The 19,558-nt window shown below is 48.7% G+C and carries 22 protein-coding genes; 15 read left to right on the forward strand and 7 right to left on the reverse strand.

Annotated elements, in window-relative coordinates; translation table 11 throughout:
• Window positions 1–70 precede the first annotated feature (70 nt).
• On the reverse strand, window positions 71–1,405 hold the full coding sequence (locus PBA01S_RS17975) for a sensor histidine kinase (RefSeq protein WP_085278356.1): 1,335 nt from the start codon (window positions 1,403–1,405) through the stop codon (window positions 71–73).
• A 1-nt stretch (window position 1,406) separates the two neighbouring features.
• Window positions 1,407–2,093, reverse strand: a complete 687-nt coding sequence (locus PBA01S_RS17980; protein WP_016312684.1) for a response regulator transcription factor — start codon at window positions 2,091–2,093, stop codon at window positions 1,407–1,409.
• Between the two features lie 276 nt (window positions 2,094–2,369).
• On the opposite strand from PBA01S_RS17980, the gene PBA01S_RS17985 reads away from it, so the two are divergent.
• The 8 genes from PBA01S_RS17985 (at window position 2,370) to PBA01S_RS18020 (ending at window position 9,528) form a co-directional block, all read left to right on the forward strand.
• Window positions 2,370–3,404 carry a DJ-1/PfpI family protein gene (locus PBA01S_RS17985; protein WP_016312683.1) on the forward strand — a complete coding sequence of 345 codons (1,035 nt, stop codon included), beginning with the start codon at window positions 2,370–2,372 and terminating at the stop codon, window positions 3,402–3,404.
• Between the two features lie 43 nt (window positions 3,405–3,447).
• Entirely contained in the window at window positions 3,448–4,086 is a 639-nt protein-coding gene (locus PBA01S_RS17990; protein WP_068779964.1) for a DUF2306 domain-containing protein, read from the forward strand.
• A 1-nt stretch (window position 4,087) separates the two neighbouring features.
• Window positions 4,088–4,858: a DJ-1/PfpI family protein gene (locus PBA01S_RS17995; RefSeq protein WP_127576474.1), complete on the forward strand. Its 771-nt coding sequence runs from the start codon at window positions 4,088–4,090 to the stop codon at window positions 4,856–4,858.
• Window positions 4,859–5,204: 346 nt separating this feature from the next.
• Window positions 5,205–5,519, forward strand: coding sequence for a thioredoxin (gene trxA, locus PBA01S_RS18000; RefSeq protein ID WP_016312679.1), 315 nt, complete (start codon window positions 5,205–5,207; stop codon window positions 5,517–5,519).
• A gap of 24 nt (window positions 5,520–5,543) precedes the next feature.
• A complete protein-coding gene (locus tag PBA01S_RS18005; RefSeq protein WP_127576475.1) occupies window positions 5,544–6,446 on the forward strand; it encodes an NAD(P)/FAD-dependent oxidoreductase in 903 nt (300 codons plus the stop codon).
• A gap of 111 nt (window positions 6,447–6,557) precedes the next feature.
• On the forward strand, window positions 6,558–7,466 hold the full coding sequence (locus tag PBA01S_RS18010) for a class I SAM-dependent methyltransferase (protein WP_028537997.1): 909 nt from the start codon (window positions 6,558–6,560) through the stop codon (window positions 7,464–7,466).
• A gap of 152 nt (window positions 7,467–7,618) precedes the next feature.
• The gene (locus PBA01S_RS18015) at window positions 7,619–9,004 is read left to right on the forward strand and encodes a DHA2 family efflux MFS transporter permease subunit (RefSeq protein WP_127576476.1); all 1,386 of its coding nucleotides are present in this window, start codon (window positions 7,619–7,621) and stop codon (window positions 9,002–9,004) included.
• Between the two features lie 122 nt (window positions 9,005–9,126).
• Window positions 9,127–9,528 (forward strand): Rrf2 family transcriptional regulator, encoded by a 402-nt coding sequence (locus PBA01S_RS18020; protein ID WP_127576477.1) that lies wholly within the window; start codon window positions 9,127–9,129, stop codon window positions 9,526–9,528.
• Window positions 9,529–9,808: 280 nt separating this feature from the next.
• On the opposite strand, the gene PBA01S_RS18025 is transcribed toward PBA01S_RS18020, so the two are convergent.
• A complete protein-coding gene (locus PBA01S_RS18025) occupies window positions 9,809–10,828 on the reverse strand; it encodes an alpha/beta fold hydrolase (RefSeq protein ID WP_016312674.1) in 1,020 nt (339 codons plus the stop codon).
• Between the two features lie 146 nt (window positions 10,829–10,974).
• Here PBA01S_RS18025 and PBA01S_RS18030 point away from each other — a divergent pair, with 146 nt between their 5' ends.
• From PBA01S_RS18030 to PBA01S_RS18040, 3 genes are all read left to right on the forward strand, one after another.
• Complete coding sequence (locus PBA01S_RS18030; RefSeq protein WP_085278350.1) at window positions 10,975–11,859, forward strand: LysR family transcriptional regulator; 885 nt, start codon at window positions 10,975–10,977, stop codon at window positions 11,857–11,859.
• Between the two features lie 146 nt (window positions 11,860–12,005).
• Entirely contained in the window at window positions 12,006–12,296 is a 291-nt protein-coding gene (locus PBA01S_RS18035; protein WP_127576478.1) for a hypothetical protein, read from the forward strand.
• Between the two features lie 85 nt (window positions 12,297–12,381).
• On the forward strand, window positions 12,382–12,639 hold the full coding sequence (locus PBA01S_RS18040) for a hypothetical protein (RefSeq protein WP_085169778.1): 258 nt from the start codon (window positions 12,382–12,384) through the stop codon (window positions 12,637–12,639).
• A 322-nt stretch (window positions 12,640–12,961) separates the two neighbouring features.
• Here PBA01S_RS18040 and PBA01S_RS23390 read toward each other — a convergent pair whose 3' ends face one another.
• On the reverse strand, window positions 12,962–13,219 hold the full coding sequence (locus PBA01S_RS23390; protein WP_028537995.1) for a hypothetical protein: 258 nt from the start codon (window positions 13,217–13,219) through the stop codon (window positions 12,962–12,964).
• 135 nt (window positions 13,220–13,354) lie between these two features.
• On the opposite strand from PBA01S_RS23390, the gene PBA01S_RS18050 reads away from it, so the two are divergent.
• Complete coding sequence (locus PBA01S_RS18050; protein WP_127576479.1) at window positions 13,355–13,876, forward strand: putative ABC transporter permease; 522 nt, start codon at window positions 13,355–13,357, stop codon at window positions 13,874–13,876.
• A 33-nt stretch (window positions 13,877–13,909) separates the two neighbouring features.
• Complete coding sequence (locus PBA01S_RS18055) at window positions 13,910–14,833, forward strand: divergent polysaccharide deacetylase family protein (protein ID WP_174844498.1); 924 nt, start codon at window positions 13,910–13,912, stop codon at window positions 14,831–14,833.
• Here the strand turns inward: PBA01S_RS18055 and PBA01S_RS18060 are convergent.
• Entirely contained in the window at window positions 14,820–15,512 is a 693-nt protein-coding gene (locus tag PBA01S_RS18060; protein ID WP_371859546.1) for an N-acetylmuramoyl-L-alanine amidase family protein, read from the reverse strand. The genes PBA01S_RS18055 and PBA01S_RS18060 overlap by 14 nt on opposite strands.
• 179 nt (window positions 15,513–15,691) lie before the next feature.
• On the opposite strand from PBA01S_RS18060, the gene PBA01S_RS18065 reads away from it, so the two are divergent.
• Window positions 15,692–15,919, forward strand: a complete 228-nt coding sequence (locus PBA01S_RS18065) for a YqzE family protein (protein WP_016312665.1) — start codon at window positions 15,692–15,694, stop codon at window positions 15,917–15,919.
• 186 nt (window positions 15,920–16,105) lie between these two features.
• Here the strand turns inward: PBA01S_RS18065 and PBA01S_RS18070 are convergent, their stop codons facing one another.
• Window positions 16,106–17,602, reverse strand: coding sequence for an aminotransferase-like domain-containing protein (locus PBA01S_RS18070; RefSeq protein ID WP_016312664.1), 1,497 nt, complete (start codon window positions 17,600–17,602; stop codon window positions 16,106–16,108).
• 133 nt (window positions 17,603–17,735) lie between these two features.
• Between PBA01S_RS18070 and PBA01S_RS18075 the strand changes: the two genes are divergently transcribed.
• Complete coding sequence (locus PBA01S_RS18075) at window positions 17,736–18,692, forward strand: DMT family transporter (protein ID WP_016312663.1); 957 nt, start codon at window positions 17,736–17,738, stop codon at window positions 18,690–18,692.
• 83 nt (window positions 18,693–18,775) lie between these two features.
• Here the strand turns inward: PBA01S_RS18075 and PBA01S_RS22985 are convergent.
• The coding region (locus PBA01S_RS22985; RefSeq protein ID WP_218027456.1) for a hypothetical protein at window positions 18,776–19,558 on the reverse strand (783 nt) is incomplete at its 5' end.

The raw sequence follows: 19,558 nt of genomic DNA on the forward strand, positions 1-19,558 counted from the left end.
ACTTCATCAATGACAGGCTCCTGATCTGCTGTTTCTAGCAGAGCAGGAGCCTTTTTGATTACTCAATATCTTAATCAGGCGCAGCTGCAGGCATCCAACCAGTTAGCAGCGCTCCGCCTTCCGAATGGTTACCTGCGGAGAGCTCACCTCCGTGAAGCCTTACAATTCTTTGTGAAATGGTCAGCCCTAATCCGCTGCCTCCAGTTGAACGATTTCTAGATGCTTCACCACGATATAGAGGTTCAAAAACTCGATGTAGTTCTTCCGAGGAGAAGCCCGGGCCTGTATCACGGATCATAAACTTTATTTTGTTACCTTCTTTATAACATTGAACAACAATTTCACCATACGAGGGTGTGTGTCTGACGGCATTATCCAACAAATTGTTCATCGCTCGTTCCAATAAATGCACATCACCGTTAATGAAGCAGTCGTCTGCAGCATGGGTCGAGATCGAGAGGTTCTTTTGGCGAGCTAGCGGACTTAAACTTTCAACCGATTTCAGGATGATGAATTTAAAATCAATCTTCTGATGATGAAGATCCATCTGCACATGCTCCATCTTTGTAAATGTGAACAGGTCCTCTACCAACCGGTCCAATTGCGCCGATTTTTCCTTACAAACCGCCAAATATTTGGTTATTTTATCCGGGGATTGGGCAATGCCTTGCTCCAGACCATCCAAGTAACCTCGTAAGGCGAACAATGGGGTACGCAAATCATGAGCAACAGCTGTAATCACGAATCGGCGCTCTTCTTCCAATTCCGCTTGTTTTTGAAAAGCTTTTTGCATTCCATTCACCATCACTTCGAATGCATCGCGTACCTCAGAGATTTCGGTGATATAGGATCTAGGCAACTCTACATCCCAATCTCCTGCAGCGATTTTTCTAGCTGCAAAGCTCATCTTTTCGAGAGGCTTTAGAAGAAACCTTCGCATTTCAACACCGACAATAAAAAAAGCTAACAATAGCCCGGTAAATATCGAAATGAACTTAGCCGCATTTGACTTCGGAAGATAAATCATGACCTTTCCAAGTAAATGACCGTCCTCTATAATGGAGAACCGTTCGGTAGAAGGCAATACGCCATGGCTCTGCGGATTAGAACGGTAAATTTCTTGATCTGATGCAGATAGAATAGCCGCTTCCATTTTCGCTTGTTGCAACTCATGATGCAATTGGTTTTGCCAATTCGGATCCCTCCATTTGTCCGAATTGGTTTCGATCAGCCGTACGATCTTCTCGATCCATTGTCCTTGCAGAATCTCGGCTTGAGATCCATTTTTTGCGAAGCTGAGCGTGTTTGTCTCTATGAAGTGTGTTGTCACATAAAAGATCCACGGCACTAGCATTATGAAAAAGAAAAGCAGTAAAGTAAACGAACGAATACGAAGTGTTCTCATCTTAACCTCCCTCGAAGCGATACCCTATTCCCCATACGTTGACTAGGTATTGAGGATGGTTCGGATCGGATTCAATTTTTTCGCGAAGTCGACCGATGTGCACCCGAATCGTATGCCTGTCGCCTACTCCATTCCAAAATTTCGAAAGTATCTGTTCATATGAAAAAACATGCCTGGGGTGTTCGGCAAATAATCGCAATAATTCATATTCCCTCGGGGTGAGCACTATACTCTTCCCATCCACGAACACTTCTCTTGTGGATAGATTTAACTTGATGCGGCCAAAATCCAGGATTCTCTCACTCATTTGCAGTTGGGAAACAGAACGTCGTAGTACAGCTTTAATCCTGGCTACAATTTCACCGGGTGAAGCGGTTTTGACAATATAATCATCACCGCCGAGCGTCAGGCCGCGAATCTTGTCCACATCGTCGCTGCGTGCGCTCAAGAAAAGGATCGGAACGTTACTCTTCTCCCTAATCCGGCGACATAACTCAAACCCGTTTTGACCCGGCATCATGATGTCAAGAACAATACAATGAATGGAATTCTGCTCAAACAATGTCCAAGCTTGAATAGAATCACAAGCGGTTATAACGCGAAAATTTTCGTACTCTAAAAAGTCGCTCAATAGTTCAACAATGCTTTGATCATCGTCTACAACCAGTATGGTACTGATTTCACTCATGAATATCCCACCTTTGAAAACTAGTTTATCATTTAACCCCATGCAACAAACAGAACCACCTAATTTGTGATGATTTGTTTATTGTTTTGTGACCTTTATACAACTTCATTTGAGATACTCGTTTGTTACGATACTTCTTGCCGAGTCGGACAGCAAATATCGCGAGTTAGGGCTTTTCTACGCAAAAAACGGATGAAGGAGGTTGACATATTTCCCAGATACGATCCGCAGCTTCGAGAATCAATCGACTGACTTTGAATATGAGGAGGATTATGGATGTTAACGGTTCAAGTCGTGCTTTTTGATGGCTTTGACCTTCTGGATGCCATTGCACCTTACGAGGTTTTTTGTGCCGCGGCAATGTATGCTGAACACGCGTTAAGCGTAGAATTCGTCACCGCTGAAGGGCCGAGAATCGTCACCAGCGGCATCAACGGGTTAAAAATTGAAGCGAGCGGCAGACTGAACCCGGAACGTACGGGCATCATTCTCGTACCTGGCGCGTCGGGTGACGTCGAAGGAGATGGGCCGAATTCGCCCCCAGCCATTCTGTCTCGGGCATTGAATACGGAATTGGCTGGATTGATTGAGCGAGCACTCGGGCAAAAAGACATCATCGTTGCCACGGTTTGCGGCGGTTCCCTGTTACTGGCCATGGGGGGGCTCTTGGAGGGCAGACCGGCGGTAACGCATCATCTGGGCATGAATGTACTTGGAGCAACCGGAGCCATTCCCGTCCCGGCACGCGTAGTGGATAGCGGCGATCTGGTTACTAGCGGCGGCGTTACTTCGGGACTCGATGTAGCGCTGTATCTGGTGGAACGCGAGCTTGGACCGCGTATCGCGCACGCGGTAGAGCAGCTGTTCGAATATGAACGGAGAGGAACGGTCTGGCGGGAAGAAGGAAGGGCGCCTAGCTCTCACAAGGCAGAGACCGACGAAGAAACGAACATCGCGACGAACAATACGGGGATGATTTATGATACCTCGGAAATCAAATTACCCGGAGAATCTGAATTCGACGGGGATTGGGATACGACAATTGCTACGCCTGTTGGGAAACTGGAGGTCAAGCTCTCCATTTCCATAAGGAATGGGTTGATCCAAGGCCAGGCCACACAAGGGGATGAGACGGTCGAGTTTATAAACCCCTTACTTCAGGACAATAAGCTTACCTGGTCGCTGCGCGTCACGAAACCTATGCGGTTAAATCTAAAATTCGAAGTTATCGTGCGTGGAGATGACATGATTGGATTTGCCAGGGCCGGCATACTGCCTGCATCCAAATTAACAGGCAAGCGTGTTACCTAACCCATAAATGCGAATTGGTCATAAAAATGAGGGGATGGATCGCATGAAGGAATGGAAAATAACATACGGACTTTTGGCCTGCATCAGTATTCTATTTATCCTTTACGCTTTGGTGGCCAATTTTATTATCGATCCTGGAGCCAAGGCGTTTTTAAGCCATAAAATCGGCCTGAAGCGCGAACTAAATCTTCCAGTCTGGATAAACGTTATGCACGTTCATGTTGCGTTTGCCTGCATCGCCATGGCGACGGGGTTGCTGAACTTCTCCAACCGCGTCTTTGAAAAAAGCCGCAAGCTCCACCGTATAAACGGCTACGTTTATTTAGTATCCGTCCTTCTTGTCGTGATTACTTCCGGATATATGGCTCCTTATGCTACTGGAGGAAAAATAAGCAGTATGGGGTTCAATGCTCTTAATATAATATGGCTGTTTATCACCATTATGGCGCTTGTACAAATCAAAAAGAAACGTATCATTCGGCACCGGAACTGGATGATCCGAAGTTACGCCTTTTGTTTTACGAACATGACAATTCATCTCATCACCTCCCTTTTTTATCAGGGATTTGGTCTCATTTACGCTACCAGCTATACAATTGGCGTTTACGGCTCTATTGTGCTGCTGTTGATCATTCCTAACATCATTATCAGAAATATCAATCGATCCAGAAAGGCAGTGTAGGATGAAAAAAATTATAGGAGTACTCATGTCGTTTGTACTAGTTCTATGTCTAGTTACCTCTACAGCAAGTGCGAATTCAAAAGAAAATAATGATCCATTCAAAGACAAAAGGATGCATGTTCAAATCGTCTTGTTCGATGGTTTCGATCTGCTGGACGCATTAGCACCATACGAAGTATTCGCTGCTGCGGGAATGTACTCAAAAGGAGCAGTTACTGTGGAATTGGTTTCCGCAGAAGGCAAGCGTTCTGTCCCGAGCGGTCTGAACGGGCCCGCTCTCGAAGCGCAAGCTGCATTAGACCCAAAGCGTCCGGGAATCATTTTGGTGCCTGGGGCTTCGGGCAAGCCAGCGGGAAATTCGGAAGATGCCATTCCAAATATATTAAAGAAGGCCATGAAGACAGGCTTGTCGGAAAAATTGAAACAAGCTTTTAACAATGAGGATGTTATTGTAGCTACAGTATGCGGTGGTACACTACTGCCTGCGATGGGAGGTTTGTTGAAAGATAGACATGCGGTTACCAATCAAATAGGCATGGAAGCGTTAGGATCTCTCGGTGCAATTCCGATTGAAGCAAGAGTCGTTGAAGATGGTCCTCGCTTCGTAAGCGGGGGAGGCGTGACTTCGGGTCTTGATGTGGCCTTGTATTTGATTGATCGTGAGTTAGGTCCCCAAATCGCAAATGCTGTAGAAAAGTTATTCGAGTACGAGAAAAGAGGCACGGTGTGGCGAGCGGAAGGCATTGCGCCGATCAATTTTAACGAAAACTAATACCGATCCGATAAGAGCAACAGCGGCAGACTAGGATGCAAAAGACCCTAGCCTGTCCGCTGTTGTTGGCTCGATCACAGGCCAAAAGAATGCAACTGGCCTTGGTTTGGCTAAATTTTCATGAGACTGACTTGCATCTTATCCAAAACAAAGTTATCATAGATACATAAAGTCTTTAATTTGAAATGGAGGAGTGCTATGAAAATTCACAAGCAACTGATTATGCGTTTGAGGTGATGTTCTATTTTTTAGTGGCAACAACGCCGGACAAGATTACAAGACCCATCTTATGACAAATTAAAGATATTATATATCCATAGTATATTTAATTGAAAGGAAGATCACGATGGCTATTCAACATGCGAAAGATTCTACTTTTAAAGAGATGGTGCAAACGGAAGGTATAACAGTAGTGAATTTTTGGGCTGCTTGGTGCGGTCCATGCAGAATGTTTGCACCTGTATTAGAGGAGTTTGAAAAGGAAGCAAATGATTCCATTAAAGTCGTTAAAGTTAATGTAGACGAAAATCCGGTAACCTCTTCACAATTTCAGATTATGAGCATACCGACAACCATTATATTCAAAGATGGACAGCCTCTATATAAAGAAATAGGCATATTGTCGAAAGGTGAACTGCAGCAGCTTGTTGCCTCCAAATAAATCAACAAAAAAGGGGAGATTCTTTTGACTTATGATTGTGCTATTATCGGCGGAGGCCCGGCAGGACTCAATGCGGCTCTGGTACTTGGACGAGCCAGACGCAGTGTTGCGTTATTTGATAACAGCCAGCCCCGAAATGCGGTTACACATGCTTCTCATGGATTTATAACAAGAGACGGTGTGACACCAGCTGAGTTTAGGCGTATTGCATATGAGGAGGTTCTGGGGTATCCCTCCGTTGAACTTTTACCTTGGGAGGTAACCGAGATTCACCGGACTGATCACAGGTTCGTCGCCGTGGCGTCAACCGGAAAACGGATTGAAGCACGCAAATTACTGATCACCACTGGACTTAGGGAGATTTTCCCGGATATTCCAGGTTTGCGTGATTGTTATGGAACAAGTTTGTTCAGTTGTCCCTACTGCGATGGTTGGGAGCTTCGAGATCAGCCGCTAATTATTGTTTCCGAGAACTCTGGAGTGTTTCATATGGCCAAGCTGCTCTATACCTGGAGTAAAGATCTTGTGATTTGTACAAATGGGCATGCGGTTCTGGACAACGATCAAAAACAATTGTTGAAATCCAGAAACATCGAAGTGGTTGAACAAGCAGTAACGATGTTTATCGGTCATGAGGGGAAATTGCGGCAGGTGGAATTTGCGGATGGCACGCGAATCGAGAGAACGGGAGGATTCATTACACCGGAATGGAAACCGAAGGCGTCTTTTCAGGGTTCGCTTGGTTACGAGGTAAATGAGTTTGGCGGTATCGCCACAAATGAGTGGGGCAAAAGCTCGGTTCCAGGTGTGTATGCCGCCGGGGATGCAGCTTACGTAATGCCTTCCCAGTTGATTTTTGCTGCAGCAGGCGGAAGCAAAGCGGCGATTGGCATCAACATGGAGCTGACAGAAGAAGATTTCGTTTAGCTCTAAGTGGACATGTCCTTCTCTTGGGGAAAAAGTTTCTTAGAGAGAAGGACTTTTTTCAAAAGTCATAAGTGTAATGGCTACATATAACAGAAAGGGATGAAGAGGATGATGACGAACGATTTTTTTAATGATGCCGTTTGGGAAGCAGCTTGGAAGAATGATCCAGATACAGCGGTTAGCAAAATGAAAAAAGCTGGAATTGATCCAGCACATACTTTTGACCATAGGGCAAAGTCATTTAACGAGCAGGCGTTTAGCGAAGAAGGCAGGCGAAGAACAAAACGGATTATGAATTGGCTGGAAAGTCAGGGTGTGACATTTAAAGATATCTCCATATTAGACATTGGAGCGGCCTCAGGCGGATTTACCGTGCCATTTGCGGAGAGAGGGGCTAGTGTTACTTCTGTGGAGCCTAGTCTTCCATTAGTTGAGCTATTGAAAAGTAATATAACGGGATTAAAGAACGGGAATGTAGAGATTGTGGCTGAGCCTTTTGAAGACATTGATATTCAAGCAAAGGGGTGGGAAAAAGCCTTTGATTTCGTATTTGTCTCCATGTGCCCGGTTATTGTCGATTGGGACAGTGTGGAGAAAGTGCTGAGCTGCGCACGACAGTATTGCTATATCAGCCTGTCTGTCGGCTCCAGGGAGCACAGTCTGGTAAAAGAGATTTGGCCTTTGGTCACTGATCAGCCCATGAAAACGGAACATTTGGAAATGGCTTATTTGCTCCATTTACTGTATCTCAAAGGGTATTCCTATCAGTCGCTCGTAACCCGGGAAATGAAATCTACAGAAGTATCTAGAGACACGGCGCTCCAGGAGGTTATGGAATGGCTGAGAATTTTCGGTTTGACTGCGGACGACCAGAATAGGAAAATCATAGCCAATTATTTGGAACGGACCTATCCGACGGATAAGGTTGTCATCCAGCAGGGTGGGCGTTTTGGCAAGGTGCTTATTCAATTGAAGGATCAGAGCATGTACACCGGTGTCCAAGAATTTCCCCATAAGTAATTTCTTTAACTGTATAATGGATAAAAAATATCTGTAATATCTACAAACTGTTAAGGGATGATTATATTCATGGCATTTCTACACGCAACAGATTCTACATTTCATGGGCTGGTTCAGACAGAAGGAGTGGTCGTAGTAAATTGAGGAACGTTATGAAAAGAAAACCTGTAATCATTGTCGCATCTCTAATCGTCGCGAATTTTTTGGCACAACTCATGCAAACCATGCTGAACACGGCTTTGCCACAAATGATGCTTGACCTTGGAATCCAGGTCAATCGGGCGCAATGGCTGATCACCGTCTATCTTCTGGTTTCTGGAATTGTCATCCCTGTGACGGGATTCCTGATCGGAAAATACTCGACGAGAACCCTGTTTTTCGCATCCGCTGGGGCCTTTACGACAGGGACGCTAATTGCCGGCTTCTCCGTCGACTTCACATTGATCCTATGCGGACGAATTATTCAGGGGATTGGCGCCGGATTGCTGGTACCGGTGTTCCTGAATACGATTATCCTAGTGTTCCCAAAGGAAAAACTCGGGGCAGCGATGGGGCTGGCCAGTCTCATTGTGGGACTCGCCCCTGCACTGGGGCCGACGATTTCCGGCTTCGTGATTCAAAATCATTCTTGGAGAATCTTATTCTATGGGGTGGCGCCCATAGCGATCGCGAACCTGTTTGTCGCATATTATTGCTTGGAAAACGTTTGGGATACGCATAAAGCGAAATTGGACTGGAGATCTATTCTCTATTCGAGTTTGGGCTTCGGTTGTCTGTTGTATGGATTTAGCATCCTTAGCGATCAGGGAAAAGGGATTCAGTTTGCGCTGACCTTCCTTATCGTGGGATTCGCAGTGTCGTTTCTGTTTGTGAAGCGCCAATTCAAACTGGCCGTCCCTTTGCTTGATTTCAACGTATTTCGTTACCCGAGATTTACTTATGCATCGATTATAGGCGTAGTCCTGTTCATTGTGATGGCCGGGGTGGAACTGCTGCTCCCGATATATGCACAAAATGTCAGGGGACTACTGCCTAGAGAATCGGGGCTAATGTTGCTCCCAGGTGCATTGCTGATGGGGGTGTCCGGAGTGGTTTCGGGTAAAATCTACGACCGTTATGGCGGTCGCTATTTGATTCGGATTGGCTTCTTCGGGATAGCCGCCGTAACGGCCCTATTAACGATAGCGCTATCGATTCACGCTCCGTATGGTCTGTTGGTAGGGTTATATGCGTTGCTTATGACCGGGGTCGGTTTTATGATGACCCCAATTACTGCTTTTGCCATGGCAAGCTTGCCGAATTCGATGATGAATTACGCTTCGCCGATGACCACGGCCATACGTACATTGGGCATGTCAATGGGCGGGGCTCTGCTCATCACCCTGGTGACAATTACCGCAGATTACAGCTCATTATCTTTTCCGATCAATATGCATCAAGGAATTCAAGCCGCATTTTGGTCACTAGCCCTCGTTGCAGCGAGTGGTTTTCTTCTTACCTTCTTTGTTCCATATGGTAAAGGTTCAGTGGAATCGTAGGTCTTGGAGTGTTGCCAGTTACAACGAATAAAGGAGTAATAAGGGAGGCGATATTTGACATAAGCCAATATAAAAAGTTATTATGGGCACATAAAGTCCATAATTGAGGTGAACATCACGTTATGAAATTTTCTAAAGCGACAAACTATGCTCTTCATACTATGCTCTTTCTTGCCGCATTCCCGCCGAACAAACTTATCGGCGTACAGCAATTGGCGGAGAGACAAGAGGTTTCTCCAACGTATTTATCCAAAATCCTTACCAAGCTGGTCAAGGCAGGAATGATTGAATCGACTTCAGGAGCCAATGGTGGATATCGCTTAAAACGGAATTGGGAAGAAATCTCGTTTCTCGACGTGATTCATGCCATTGAAGGCTCCGCCTCCTTATTCGACTGCGAAATGAATCATGGATCAGAGTGTTTAGTTCAGAAGGTGATGGTATCGGCTGAAGAGAAAATGGAGGACTTTTTAAAAAAACAAAAATTATCTGAGATTGCTAAGAAAATGACAGTAGTTCTTTGAAGAAAAACTGTTTTTATGAGAATGGTTTATTTTATTAAACCGTGTTCACGAAGAAGAGCTCTCGATATACCTTAATGGTGAATCGAGAGCTACTTTTGCATATTCGGAAACTTGTCGAATGCAGGAGCCTGGAGGTTCTGGTTTAAACTGAGAAAATAAGTTTTAGACTCACATGGTGGTGCTGAACGGGCAGTATAACGCGATACAGACTCTGTGGTGTATATAAGCTGAATGCTTATCTGAAGGCAGTCCCCTCAGCCAGGGCCCAGTTAAAGATCATTTATTCGTGAGGGCTAAGGGCTAACAAGCGTTTCAGGTTATCATCAATAAACAGATTATCCGCACTGTTGATTCCACGGCCGGCAAAATGGCCCCAGATGGACGGAATTGGCTTAAAGTCGGCATTAGGCATAAACTTGGCTTCGTATGCATTATCGTCGGCTGAGCAGAAGAGGTCCGTGCTCCCCGGCATGATGCAGGCTAGGGCTTTAATGCTTTTAAGCGCCTTCTCAAAATCCCCGTTGTATGAAGGGTTCGCACTAATATCTGCATGCTGGCCTGTCTCTAACATGGCCAGTACATTATGCGGATCCATCTTCATGAAGCTATGTTCCCAGACCTCGGTCACAAAGGCCTCCAAGGAGTCAAAGCCTAACTCCCGGTACAGCTCCTCCCTATAAAACGCCTGCGACAGTCCCCATCCGGCATAAACCCGGCCAACGGCGCGCATGTCTTCGGAAGTCAGCTGGTTTAGCTTGCTTGAATCAAAGCCTACTCCTGCCAGCAGCGCGGCCTTCAGACTGTCCAGCACCACAAAAGTATGAGGCCAAGTTTTGGCAATTCCCGCGAAAGGCGCAATTCGTTCCACCATCTCCGGGTAACTTGCCCCCCACTGAAAGGCTTGAATGCCGCCCATGGACCAGCCCACTACGAGTGCGATCTTTTGAATGCCAAATTGTTCGGTCACCAGCCGATGCTGGAAACTAACGTTGTCATAGAGGGTTACCTTGGGAAAATGAGCTCGGTCAAACGGAGGGGCTGTGTTGCTGGGAGATGAAGATAACCCGTTGCCCAGTAGATTGGGAACGATAATAAAATATTTGTCCGGATCCAGGGCCATTCCGCTGCCAATCAGCCATTCATTCTGAGTATGCTGGTCACCAAATGCAGTCGGATAGACGATAACATTATCTTTTTGTGCATTTAGTGTCCCATAAGTCTTATATGCTAGAAAAGCGTTCGGCAAAATCACTCCTGATTGCAAGGTGACATCACCCAAATTAAAAATTTCATAATCCATCCTAGAGGCCTCCCTTCTAAATGAAACCACATGTTCAAGGTCAGATGTGATTTCTTGTGTTTAGTATAGAGTCGTGATACTCTCAGGGAAAGTGAACATAATTCACAATAGTATTCAATAATTTTGAAGGTATGGGGGATCGATAAATGGAGCTGCGTCAACTGAATACGTTTTGTACGGTTGCATCAACCTTAAATTTCACTCGGGCCGCAGAGGTGCTGAACTACGTACCCTCTAACGTAACCATGCAAATAAAAGCTTTGGAGGAGGAGCTGGATGTTCGTCTCTTTGACCGCTTGGGCAAGCAGTTGGTTCTCACCGCAGCGGGTAAACGCTTTTTGATACATGCCCGGAGCGTTCTGGACAAATTGGACGAAGCACGCAGCGTTGTTCATGATAACGAGTCTTTAAGCGGTACTCTGACGATAAGTGCCAATGAGGTTATTTGTGTGTACCGGCTTCCTGCTGTCTTTCGGCACTTTCGTTCGCAGCATCCCAGCGTTCGTCTGATCTTCCGCTCCGTTCCCAATCAAGAGCTCAAACAATCGCTTTTTGAGGGGAACTCAGATATCGTCTTCATGCTTGACGAGCCCATTCGCTCAAGCGGACTTGCCGTAGAACCGCTACTGGAAGAAACCTTCCGCCTGTTTGCTGCTCCGGATCACCCGCTTGCTAGGCAAAAGGAGCTGCAGCTGGAGGATTTTCACGGAGAAGTGTTCCTGACGAATGAAAAAGGCTGTCCTTATAGAACCATGTTTGACCGGTCATTTGAGAAAGAGGGCATTGACAGTATTACGTATTTAGAGTTTCAAAGTGCAGAAGCCATTAAACAATGCGCCATTTCGGGAATCGGTATAGCTTTTCTCCCAGAAATCGTAACGGAAGCCGAGGTAGAGCGCGGTGAACTTGTTGCCCTTCCCTGGCAAATTCCCGATCTGCATGTGTATACACAGATGTTATGGCATAAAGACAAGTGGCTTTCACCCATCCTGTTGTCTTTCATAGAAGCGGCGAGAGAAGTTCTGACTTAACCCCCCTTTTTTTGTCGGGATACAATCAAGGACTTTAGTTTTCACATGGGAGGAAATTGATGGATCTATAGCGTCTCACGCACCGGGAGCAACTGCTGTCGAAGTTGTAAAGTGTTGTAATGTCTGCAAGGAAGCTTCTGCGTTATATGGATGTAGAAGGAAAGAAGGCGGATTCGTATTTCGAACTTAATGAACTGAGAGAAGTTGGCACGCCTGGTACTAACATTATCACACTGACGGGATATCAATATACTGAGGCAAGTTTCTCGGATATTATCACTACGCTTATCACTCTACTAAATAAATCCGCAAAAATAAAAATCCAAAATAGATATTTTTTAAAAGCCGATTTTTGTATGGATTATTCATGCAAAAATCGGCTTTTTTTGTTTTTATTAAAAAATGAGAGGATGAATAAATATGTTCAATTTATTTAGAAAAGAGAATCGTATTCAAGCCGAGGTCACTTCTTTTATATAACAAGAAAAATATCGGCGTAAAAAGGCGGATGAGTTTATTCGGATGCTCTCAGAAGCCATCCCATATGTTGCAGAAGAAGTATGGGGGTTGCGAGATAAAGAAATTACGATTGGCGATAATATTGTTTTTCAGTTAGAGGAAAAACGATTTTACCTCATGGAAGAGATAAACGACACAATACAAGAAGTTGAGAGGTTAAAAGGGCAATTATACTGGAGAAGCGTGCAGGTAATTATGAACTATGCTAAAGATATGATCGAAGATATACAGGGTTACCAACATTCCTCCAGCCTCTCTTAAATTGAGGGCAGCATTATAGCAGAAATACGTCAATATAAACAACGATAAAGGCCAAGCCAGAACAGGTCCGACAATTTTACGAATACAGGGGGACTACAATCGTCGTCCCAAACTCGAACAAAATCATCAACGAAAACAGTTGTTTGGGGCTGATTGAAACTTTGCTCAATGACTGTCTCTCCATTAAACCGGTGTTGTTATACTGTAATTATTCGTAATCCTTCCCTTATTTATGAGACAACAAAAGGAGCTCCAGCGAGAGGATCTCACTGAAGCTCCTTGGGATTTGTCAGTCATTTGCATCAGTTACCCAGATCAGGACTTACTCGTTCCAAGGCGAATGATGAATGCAATCGCAGAAATTGGTCCGTTTAAAGTCAGGGATCATTGCAGCGCAAACGTCGGCTTTAATGTTGCCGAAGGTCGTTTCTGTTTTGTTGGGTCCAGAAGTTGAAGAAAATCCAAGTACAGGACTAAATGGCTTATAATGAGAATGCAAGATCATGATTCCTCCAAAAATCAAGAGCGGCCCGTCTTGAAGAACCGTATGTGCCGCATCCGGTGCTGGGGATGTAGCCATCCAACCGCCCCTGGGGAGAAGCCTGTTTTAGTGCTTCTCCCCAGGGGCTTTTTTATATCAAGCAGGGTTAAGGCGATGCAGCGCATGTTTCCCGACAGGGACAGTCATACTAGCAGAAAAGGAGGCTGGTGTGGATTGACGACGGGGGAAATCGCTTTTTACTTTTTGCTGTACGCGTTATTGGGCTGGCTGCTCGAAAATGTGTACAACTTCTTTACGCAAGGCGTGTTCTGGAAGGAAGGCTTTATGAAAGGACCGTTTAAGCCAATGTACGGCGTGGCCCCGATTCTCTTGCTGTGGCTTGTCCAGGAAGGAGGACACCGGCCGCTGCTTACCGGATTGCTGTGCTGCATCATCCCAACCGTAGTGGAAGGAGTTAGCGGCTGCTTGCTGCTGATGTTGTTTGGTCGCAGATGGTGGGATTATTCGGGGCAGCGCTTCCAGCTTGGAGGGCATATCTGCCTCAAGTTCTCGGTGTATTGGGTCGTTCTGTCGATATTGATGCTGAAAGTGGTGCACCCTCTGGCGGAGCAGGCTTATCGAAGCATTTCTGCTGTCTGGCTGGTGGTGGGTCCGGTGCTGCTCTTATTATTTGCCATTGATCTGGCATGGACCTGTCTTACGCGGCGAAGAGAATATCGCGGGAGCTTGATCTAGCCCATCGTTGACAAGAAGAAAGGAGGAAACCTCATGTCCGAGTTCAATCAAATGGTTCGACGAATCCTGATCCTGGCGGTCGGCGGTCTTACTGCACTGTTGCTAACGACCTCGATTAGCGGTCAAGCCGCGCCATCAGCAAATCAGTTCGTGGAGAACTCCAGTACGGAAACAGGTGAATTGAAGTCAGCAGCGCATGATTCTAAAGCCTCCCTTAAACCGCGTTCTGCTTCCCGCAAGGTGGCGGTCATTATTGATGATTTAGGCAACGGGATGGAAGGTACTGAGGAAATCCTTAACCTGCCGATCAAATTAACCGTGGCGGTTATGCCATTCTTGGAAACGACGCAGGAGGATGCACGGCGAGCGCATGAACGCGGGCACGACGTCATCATTCATATGCCGATGGAGCCCAAGCAAGGCAAGCCGGAATGGCTAGGACCTGGGGCGATCCTCACCAGCATGTCGGACGAGGAGATCCGGCAGAGGGTAGAAGCTGCGATTGACCAAGTTCCCTACGCCGTTGGAATGAACAATCATATGGGCTCGAAGGTCACCGAGGATGAGCGGGTGATGTCGGTGGTATTACAGGTGTGCCGTGAGCGGGGGTTATTTTTCATTGACAGCCGAACGAACTATCGGTCCGTTGTTCCCCGTTTAAGCGAGGCGATGGGGCTGCCTCGGTTGGAAAACAATATTTTTCTGGACGATGTTGGCAGTGAAGCCCACGTGACGAAGCAACTGCGGCAAGTTCTGAACATGCTGAAGAAGGGGGAGCGCAATAGCTGCGTCACGATTGGGCATGTTGGTATACAAGGGAAGAAAACAGCGGCTGCTTTGAAAAAAAATATCCCGATCTTACAATCCGAAGGCGTTGAGTTCATCGGAACGAGTGAGCTGGTATGGGAACAATTTAGTCCCAGCCTACAGCTGGGACCGGGGGTTACATTACCGTAAAGTATTCGGCGATGCCGCGATACAACGCTTCGGCAATCTTCTGTTGACCGCGTCTGTTCGTGAGAATAGCGCGGTCTTCCTCGTTGCTGAGAAAGCCCATCTCTACAATGACGGCCGGACAATCAACATGGTTAAGTAAGTAAAACGGTTTGCCAAGCTCCGGACTTCGGGAAATGTCCAGTTGGTAGAACCGCTCCAGCGACCGTTGAATCGAAGCAGCCAGCATCGCGCTGCGTCCTTCGTTCTGGTGGAGTACAAGCGGTCCGCGTTTCGCCGAGTTCCGCCCCCAGTTGACATGCAGGCTGACGACGATCGATGCTGGCAACTGTTCGCTAAGTTCCTTGCGCTGTGCCAAATCCCGCAGGTGCCGTGAGCGGCTCTGAAGCCAACGGTTGTCGTCGCTTAATGCGTAATCACCAGTTCGGTTAAGAATCGCGCGGTAGCCGTGGCTTCGGAGGACGACGTAAAGCCGACGCCCGATTTCGAGATTGATGTCCTTTTCTAGAAATTGCTTATAGGACGTGCCGCCGTCAATTCCGCCATGGCCGGCATCGATAAGGATCACCGGCTCGGGGAAGGCATGCCTGAGGTCATTGCCTTCATCCGCCGCAGTCGCAACACCGCAGCTTCCCGAGGCAACGGAGACCGTGAACAGGAGTGTTATCAGGCATCGTATCATCTTTCCCATTTGTCTCACCTTTCAGGAGATACTTCCTCTATAGAGTGAACCTGCGGCGGAGAAATCATGCATTCCGCGGCTTCGTCAGATGCCTGGAGGATTTGTGGGTTTAAGGCAGGGGGAAACGGCACAAACTAAAGCTAACGAAGAACGACAAAGCGAGAAAGGAGCTTATCTCCATGGCTAAAGGTGACGAGCTGGTCAAATATATCACCGAACGAGTGGTAGATTACGTGGAAACTCCGCGGGAAATCCGCCGTGAGCGGTCGAAAGCGAAGGAACCGTGGAGTCGGCGCTGGTTCGGCATGATCCCGTTCTCCATCTCCTTGTGGGCGGGGCAGCTTCCCAAGCCAAAGAAGAAAGAAGTCCAGAGAAAAGAACAGGCCTCCCACTCACGGGAAGTTTGAGCAAGCCAAAGCTTGAACCCGGTTAGGAATGACAGCCGCCTTCTGTCCCGAAAGGGAGAGGGCGGCTGTTTAAGTTAGCATAGTGCAGAGGCATCCTTGGTCTTGCTATAGCCTTCGTCAACGCCATCTTCATCGTGACCTGCTTTGCAACTCACTACCCTGCGTCAACGTACCCTATGCTTCAATTTATCCTCGTTGTACGAACTCATCTGTTAACTGGATCAACAGGTGAATGCCTTCGCGAATCTGAGCCTCATTTTGAAACGAAAAGCTAAGCCGGATCCGTTCATCTAATTCTCCCAAGGGATCGCAGATCGTTCCGGGGACAAACGTCAACCCGCGACGGATGCCCTCGGTGAGCAGTTGATTGGAGTTTATGCCTGCAGGGAGGCGGACCCACAAGTTCAATCCGCCTTGCGGACGGTACCACTGCCATCCGGTGCCCGGGGCGAGTGCTTGCTCCATGACGTCCCGGCGAATCTGCAGCGCCGTCCGCAGCTTCTCCAGGTGCTGTTGGAGCCGCTCGGACTCGAAGCAGTGCTGGAACAGCTTCTGGTTGACCAGCGGCGTGCCGTTGTCGGCCAGCGATTTGGCCGTCAGCAGCGGGGCCATGACCGCCGTGCGAGCGGCAACGGCACAAATGCGCAGCCCCGGCGCCAAATATTTGCTGAAGCTGCGCAGGTATACGACCCAGCCTTCGGTATCGTAGGAATAAAGCGGCGGGGGAGGCGGCATATCGAAGTAGACGTCATGAACCGCATCGTCCTCGACGAGCAGGCAACCGTAGCGCTCAGCCAGCTCGACCAGCCGCTTGCGTTGGCTGGCCGGCACGGTATATCCCGTCGGATTATGAAACGTGGGATTCATATAAAACATCCGGGGCTTATGGCGTTTCAGATAAGCCTCAACAAGGTCGAGATCGTATCCGTCCCGATGAATCTCCACAGGCAGGAGACGCGCGCCTCGCTGACGGAAGCAATCAAGCGCCGAACTGTAGGTTGGGCGTTCGACCAAGACATAATCCATCGGACGAAGATAAACGCCCGCCAACAGGTCGACCGCTTGTTGTCCGCCAGTCGTAATCAGCAGCTCGTCGGGGGAGACCTGAAGCTTATCTTTCCGCTGCATATCTGCACAGAGCAGTTCCCGCAGCTCCTCGTCCCCCTGGACGGACGAATACGTGCCCAGCAGCTTAGGATAACGGTCGAACACCTGCTTCACGTGGTCCGACAGGAACAGGTTCGGCAGCAGATTCGGGTCGATGAGCGCCTGGGAGAACGAGTAGACGGCGGGGATCTGGTGAATCTCGCTTAACGAATTTTGCAGATACCCGGTCCTGTGCCAAGCGACAGGAGGAGACGTGGTTCCGCCTGCTCTGCCGGTGCCCTGGTTGGAACGGGGGGGACTCCCATCTTCGGGTACAGCAGGTTTTGTGGACGGTCGGCTTCCGGACACGAAATAACCGGATTTTTCCTTGACGTAAATGGTTCCGCGCTCTTTCAGCACCCCGTACGCCCGGAAGACGGTTAATCGATGAAGCTGCAGCTCGCCTGCTAACTCACGTACGGAGGGCAGCTTATCATGCGCTTTCCAATCCCCCCGATCAATCCGGTCTAAAATATACTCGATCACTTGCGTATACCGAACTCTCCGGGGTTGTGCCAGCTTTGGTCTTACGTTCATCGTCATCCTCCTTGCGTTGTGCCGTGAGTTCTATTTTAAACCGAAAAACCGAGAATCTGTTCTATCCCGTGTCATCTGTTCTGTTCTCTTTCCTGTATGATACAGATCAACAGCTGAAAGGGGAAGATTTTCGATGATTGTGATCAACTATTTCATGATGTGTCTCGTGTTTGGCACGACGTTTTTAGCGATCAAAATTGGCGTGGATCATGCTGCGCCTCCATTCTTTGCGGCAGGGGCCCGCTTCTTCGCCGCCGGGGCAATTCTGTTTCTGTGGATGGTTTGGAGGAAAAAAGCGAAGTGGTCTCTGCTGCTGCGCAAGGAGATGCTGGTGACAGGCGCTTTGTTGACCTTCGGGACGTTCGCCTTGTTGTACTGGGCGGAGCAATACGTCACCTCTGGCGTCGCTGCGGTATTATCGGCTACCGGGCCGCTCATGATCCTGTTGATGCAGATGATGGTGCTGCGGCAAAAAGCGACCGGACGCGCTGTCCTGGGTATTCTCATCGGCTTGTCCGGCGTCATGCTGCTGGTGCTGCCCAACATGGTGTCAGTTCAGGCCGGGTCCCGCTGGGCGATCGGCTGCGCGGCGGTGTTGATCGGGGAAGTGGTGTATTCGGTCGGCGCGTTATATACCAAACGAGTCACGGAGAATTTTGCTGCCGTCTCGCCGATTGCGCTGAATGCGGCACAAATGATCTACGGCGGCTTGCTGCTGTTCCTCCTGTCGGCTTTTACCGAACGAGTGACAATGGGAGATTTGCTGGAGCCGACGGTGCTGGGCTCACTCATCTATTTAACCGTGGTGGGGTCGATGGTGGGACACAGCTTGTTTTACTGGCTGGTGGCCAAGACTAACCCGGTGTTTCCCTCGACTTGGCTGTACGTATCGCCGCTGATTGCGATGACAATTGGCGTGTTGTTTTACGGCGAAACGGCCGGATGGCTCGCGGTGTTAGGCGGGGTTGCGATTATTGCCGGCACGGTGCTGACCAATTTGGACAGCTTGCGCCAGCTGCTTCGCAGGCCGGCACGATTGACGGCACAGGCTGCCGCAGAGGGAGGTACGGGTTCGACGACGGGGTCGTAGGGGAGGCCTGAGAAGATGTCTGGAAAAAACTGCAAAAAAGAGCACTGCCAGCAAACAGCAGTGCTCGTGTCAGGTCTCGCATATTAAAAAGTGACGAATTTCCCGCTCGCCATCAAGGCATCCAGCGCGATCACCCGGAGGGTCGTGTCGGTGCCCGTAACGACGTAAACGGCTTCGGTTTCGGTCCCAGCTTCTGCCGAAGGGGCGGTTAGTGTCTCGGACAAGCTGTCGTTCTTCCAGATTTGATAGCCGTAGACCGGCAGAGGGAAGGAATAAGTGCGTTCGGCTCCGGAAGCCGCATAGACGAGCTTCTGGCTTGTTGTTAATTGACCGATGAAGTTGTTCGGCTTCAACGTCAAAGGCTTGGCCGTCATCCATAGCAGGTTATCGTAAGGATCGAAGCGGGATGACGTATACACCATAGCGGCGGGCGATAAGGCATCGCGGCTGCCGGCGGCCAGCCGCGGCGGCGCGTAGCCGCCCGCCTGCTTGTCCCAGCTGCCCGTCGTCTCGGGCAGCCATTCGCCGTCGGCGGCATTGACGTAGCCGGGTTCACCGCCCTCGGGCAGGTGAACCCTCCACGCGGCCAATGCCGGGCCGGCGTAGAGCGGGACGGCGGTCACGCGTCCCGCAGCGGCTGCGCCGAGGCCGCTCTGCCGCAGGGCGGCCTCGAGCAGCGCCGGGTCGAATACGGAATAAGCGCCCATTCCGTATTCGACCAGCTTGTAATCTCCGCTCTCTGTCGCGGAGATGATGAGGTAGCCGCGCGGCGTTCCAGCCGCACCGCCGGCGGCTACGGTGACGAGCCAGCTGTGCGTGCCCGGTCCCAGCGGCTCGATGGCGGCGCCGGCGCCAGCCCAAGCCGT

Origin of the sequence: Paenibacillus barengoltzii NBRC 101215 (assembly GCF_004000745.1) — a bacterium.
GTDB classification, from domain to species: domain Bacteria; phylum Bacillota; class Bacilli; order Paenibacillales; family Paenibacillaceae; genus Fontibacillus; species Fontibacillus barengoltzii.

Excerpts from the sequence above, each read along its gene's own strand:
- PBA01S_RS17985 (WP_016312683.1), top strand. The coding sequence starts at position 2,370 with ATGTTAACGGTTCAAGTCGTGCTTTTTGATGGCTTTGACCTTCTGGAT.
- PBA01S_RS18075 (WP_016312663.1), top strand. The coding sequence starts at position 17,736 with ATGATTGTGATCAACTATTTCATGATGTGTCTCGTGTTTGGCACGACG.
- PBA01S_RS17980 (WP_016312684.1), bottom strand. The coding sequence starts at position 2,093 with ATGAGTGAAATCAGTACCATACTGGTTGTAGACGATGATCAAAGCATT.
- PBA01S_RS17990 (WP_068779964.1), top strand. The coding sequence starts at position 3,448 with ATGAAGGAATGGAAAATAACATACGGACTTTTGGCCTGCATCAGTATT.
- PBA01S_RS18030 (WP_085278350.1), top strand. The coding sequence starts at position 10,975 with ATGGAGCTGCGTCAACTGAATACGTTTTGTACGGTTGCATCAACCTTA.
- PBA01S_RS18060 (WP_371859546.1), bottom strand. The coding sequence starts at position 15,512 with ATGATACGATGCCTGATAACACTCCTGTTCACGGTCTCCGTTGCCTCG.
- PBA01S_RS23390 (WP_028537995.1), bottom strand. The coding sequence starts at position 13,219 with ATGGCTACATCCCCAGCACCGGATGCGGCACATACGGTTCTTCAAGAC.
- PBA01S_RS18040 (WP_085169778.1), top strand. The coding sequence starts at position 12,382 with ATGCTCTCAGAAGCCATCCCATATGTTGCAGAAGAAGTATGGGGGTTG.
- PBA01S_RS17975 (WP_085278356.1), bottom strand. The coding sequence starts at position 1,405 with ATGAGAACACTTCGTATTCGTTCGTTTACTTTACTGCTTTTCTTTTTC.
- PBA01S_RS18035 (WP_127576478.1), top strand. The coding sequence starts at position 12,006 with ATGGATGTAGAAGGAAAGAAGGCGGATTCGTATTTCGAACTTAATGAA.
- PBA01S_RS17995 (WP_127576474.1), top strand. The coding sequence starts at position 4,088 with ATGAAAAAAATTATAGGAGTACTCATGTCGTTTGTACTAGTTCTATGT.
- trxA (WP_016312679.1), top strand. The coding sequence starts at position 5,205 with ATGGCTATTCAACATGCGAAAGATTCTACTTTTAAAGAGATGGTGCAA.
- PBA01S_RS18055 (WP_174844498.1), top strand. The coding sequence starts at position 13,910 with ATGTCCGAGTTCAATCAAATGGTTCGACGAATCCTGATCCTGGCGGTC.
- PBA01S_RS18015 (WP_127576476.1), top strand. The coding sequence starts at position 7,619 with ATGAAAAGAAAACCTGTAATCATTGTCGCATCTCTAATCGTCGCGAAT.
- PBA01S_RS18070 (WP_016312664.1), bottom strand. The coding sequence starts at position 17,602 with ATGAACGTAAGACCAAAGCTGGCACAACCCCGGAGAGTTCGGTATACG.
- PBA01S_RS18010 (WP_028537997.1), top strand. The coding sequence starts at position 6,558 with ATGACGAACGATTTTTTTAATGATGCCGTTTGGGAAGCAGCTTGGAAG.
- PBA01S_RS18065 (WP_016312665.1), top strand. The coding sequence starts at position 15,692 with ATGGCTAAAGGTGACGAGCTGGTCAAATATATCACCGAACGAGTGGTA.
- PBA01S_RS18020 (WP_127576477.1), top strand. The coding sequence starts at position 9,127 with ATGAAATTTTCTAAAGCGACAAACTATGCTCTTCATACTATGCTCTTT.
- PBA01S_RS18025 (WP_016312674.1), bottom strand. The coding sequence starts at position 10,828 with ATGGATTATGAAATTTTTAATTTGGGTGATGTCACCTTGCAATCAGGA.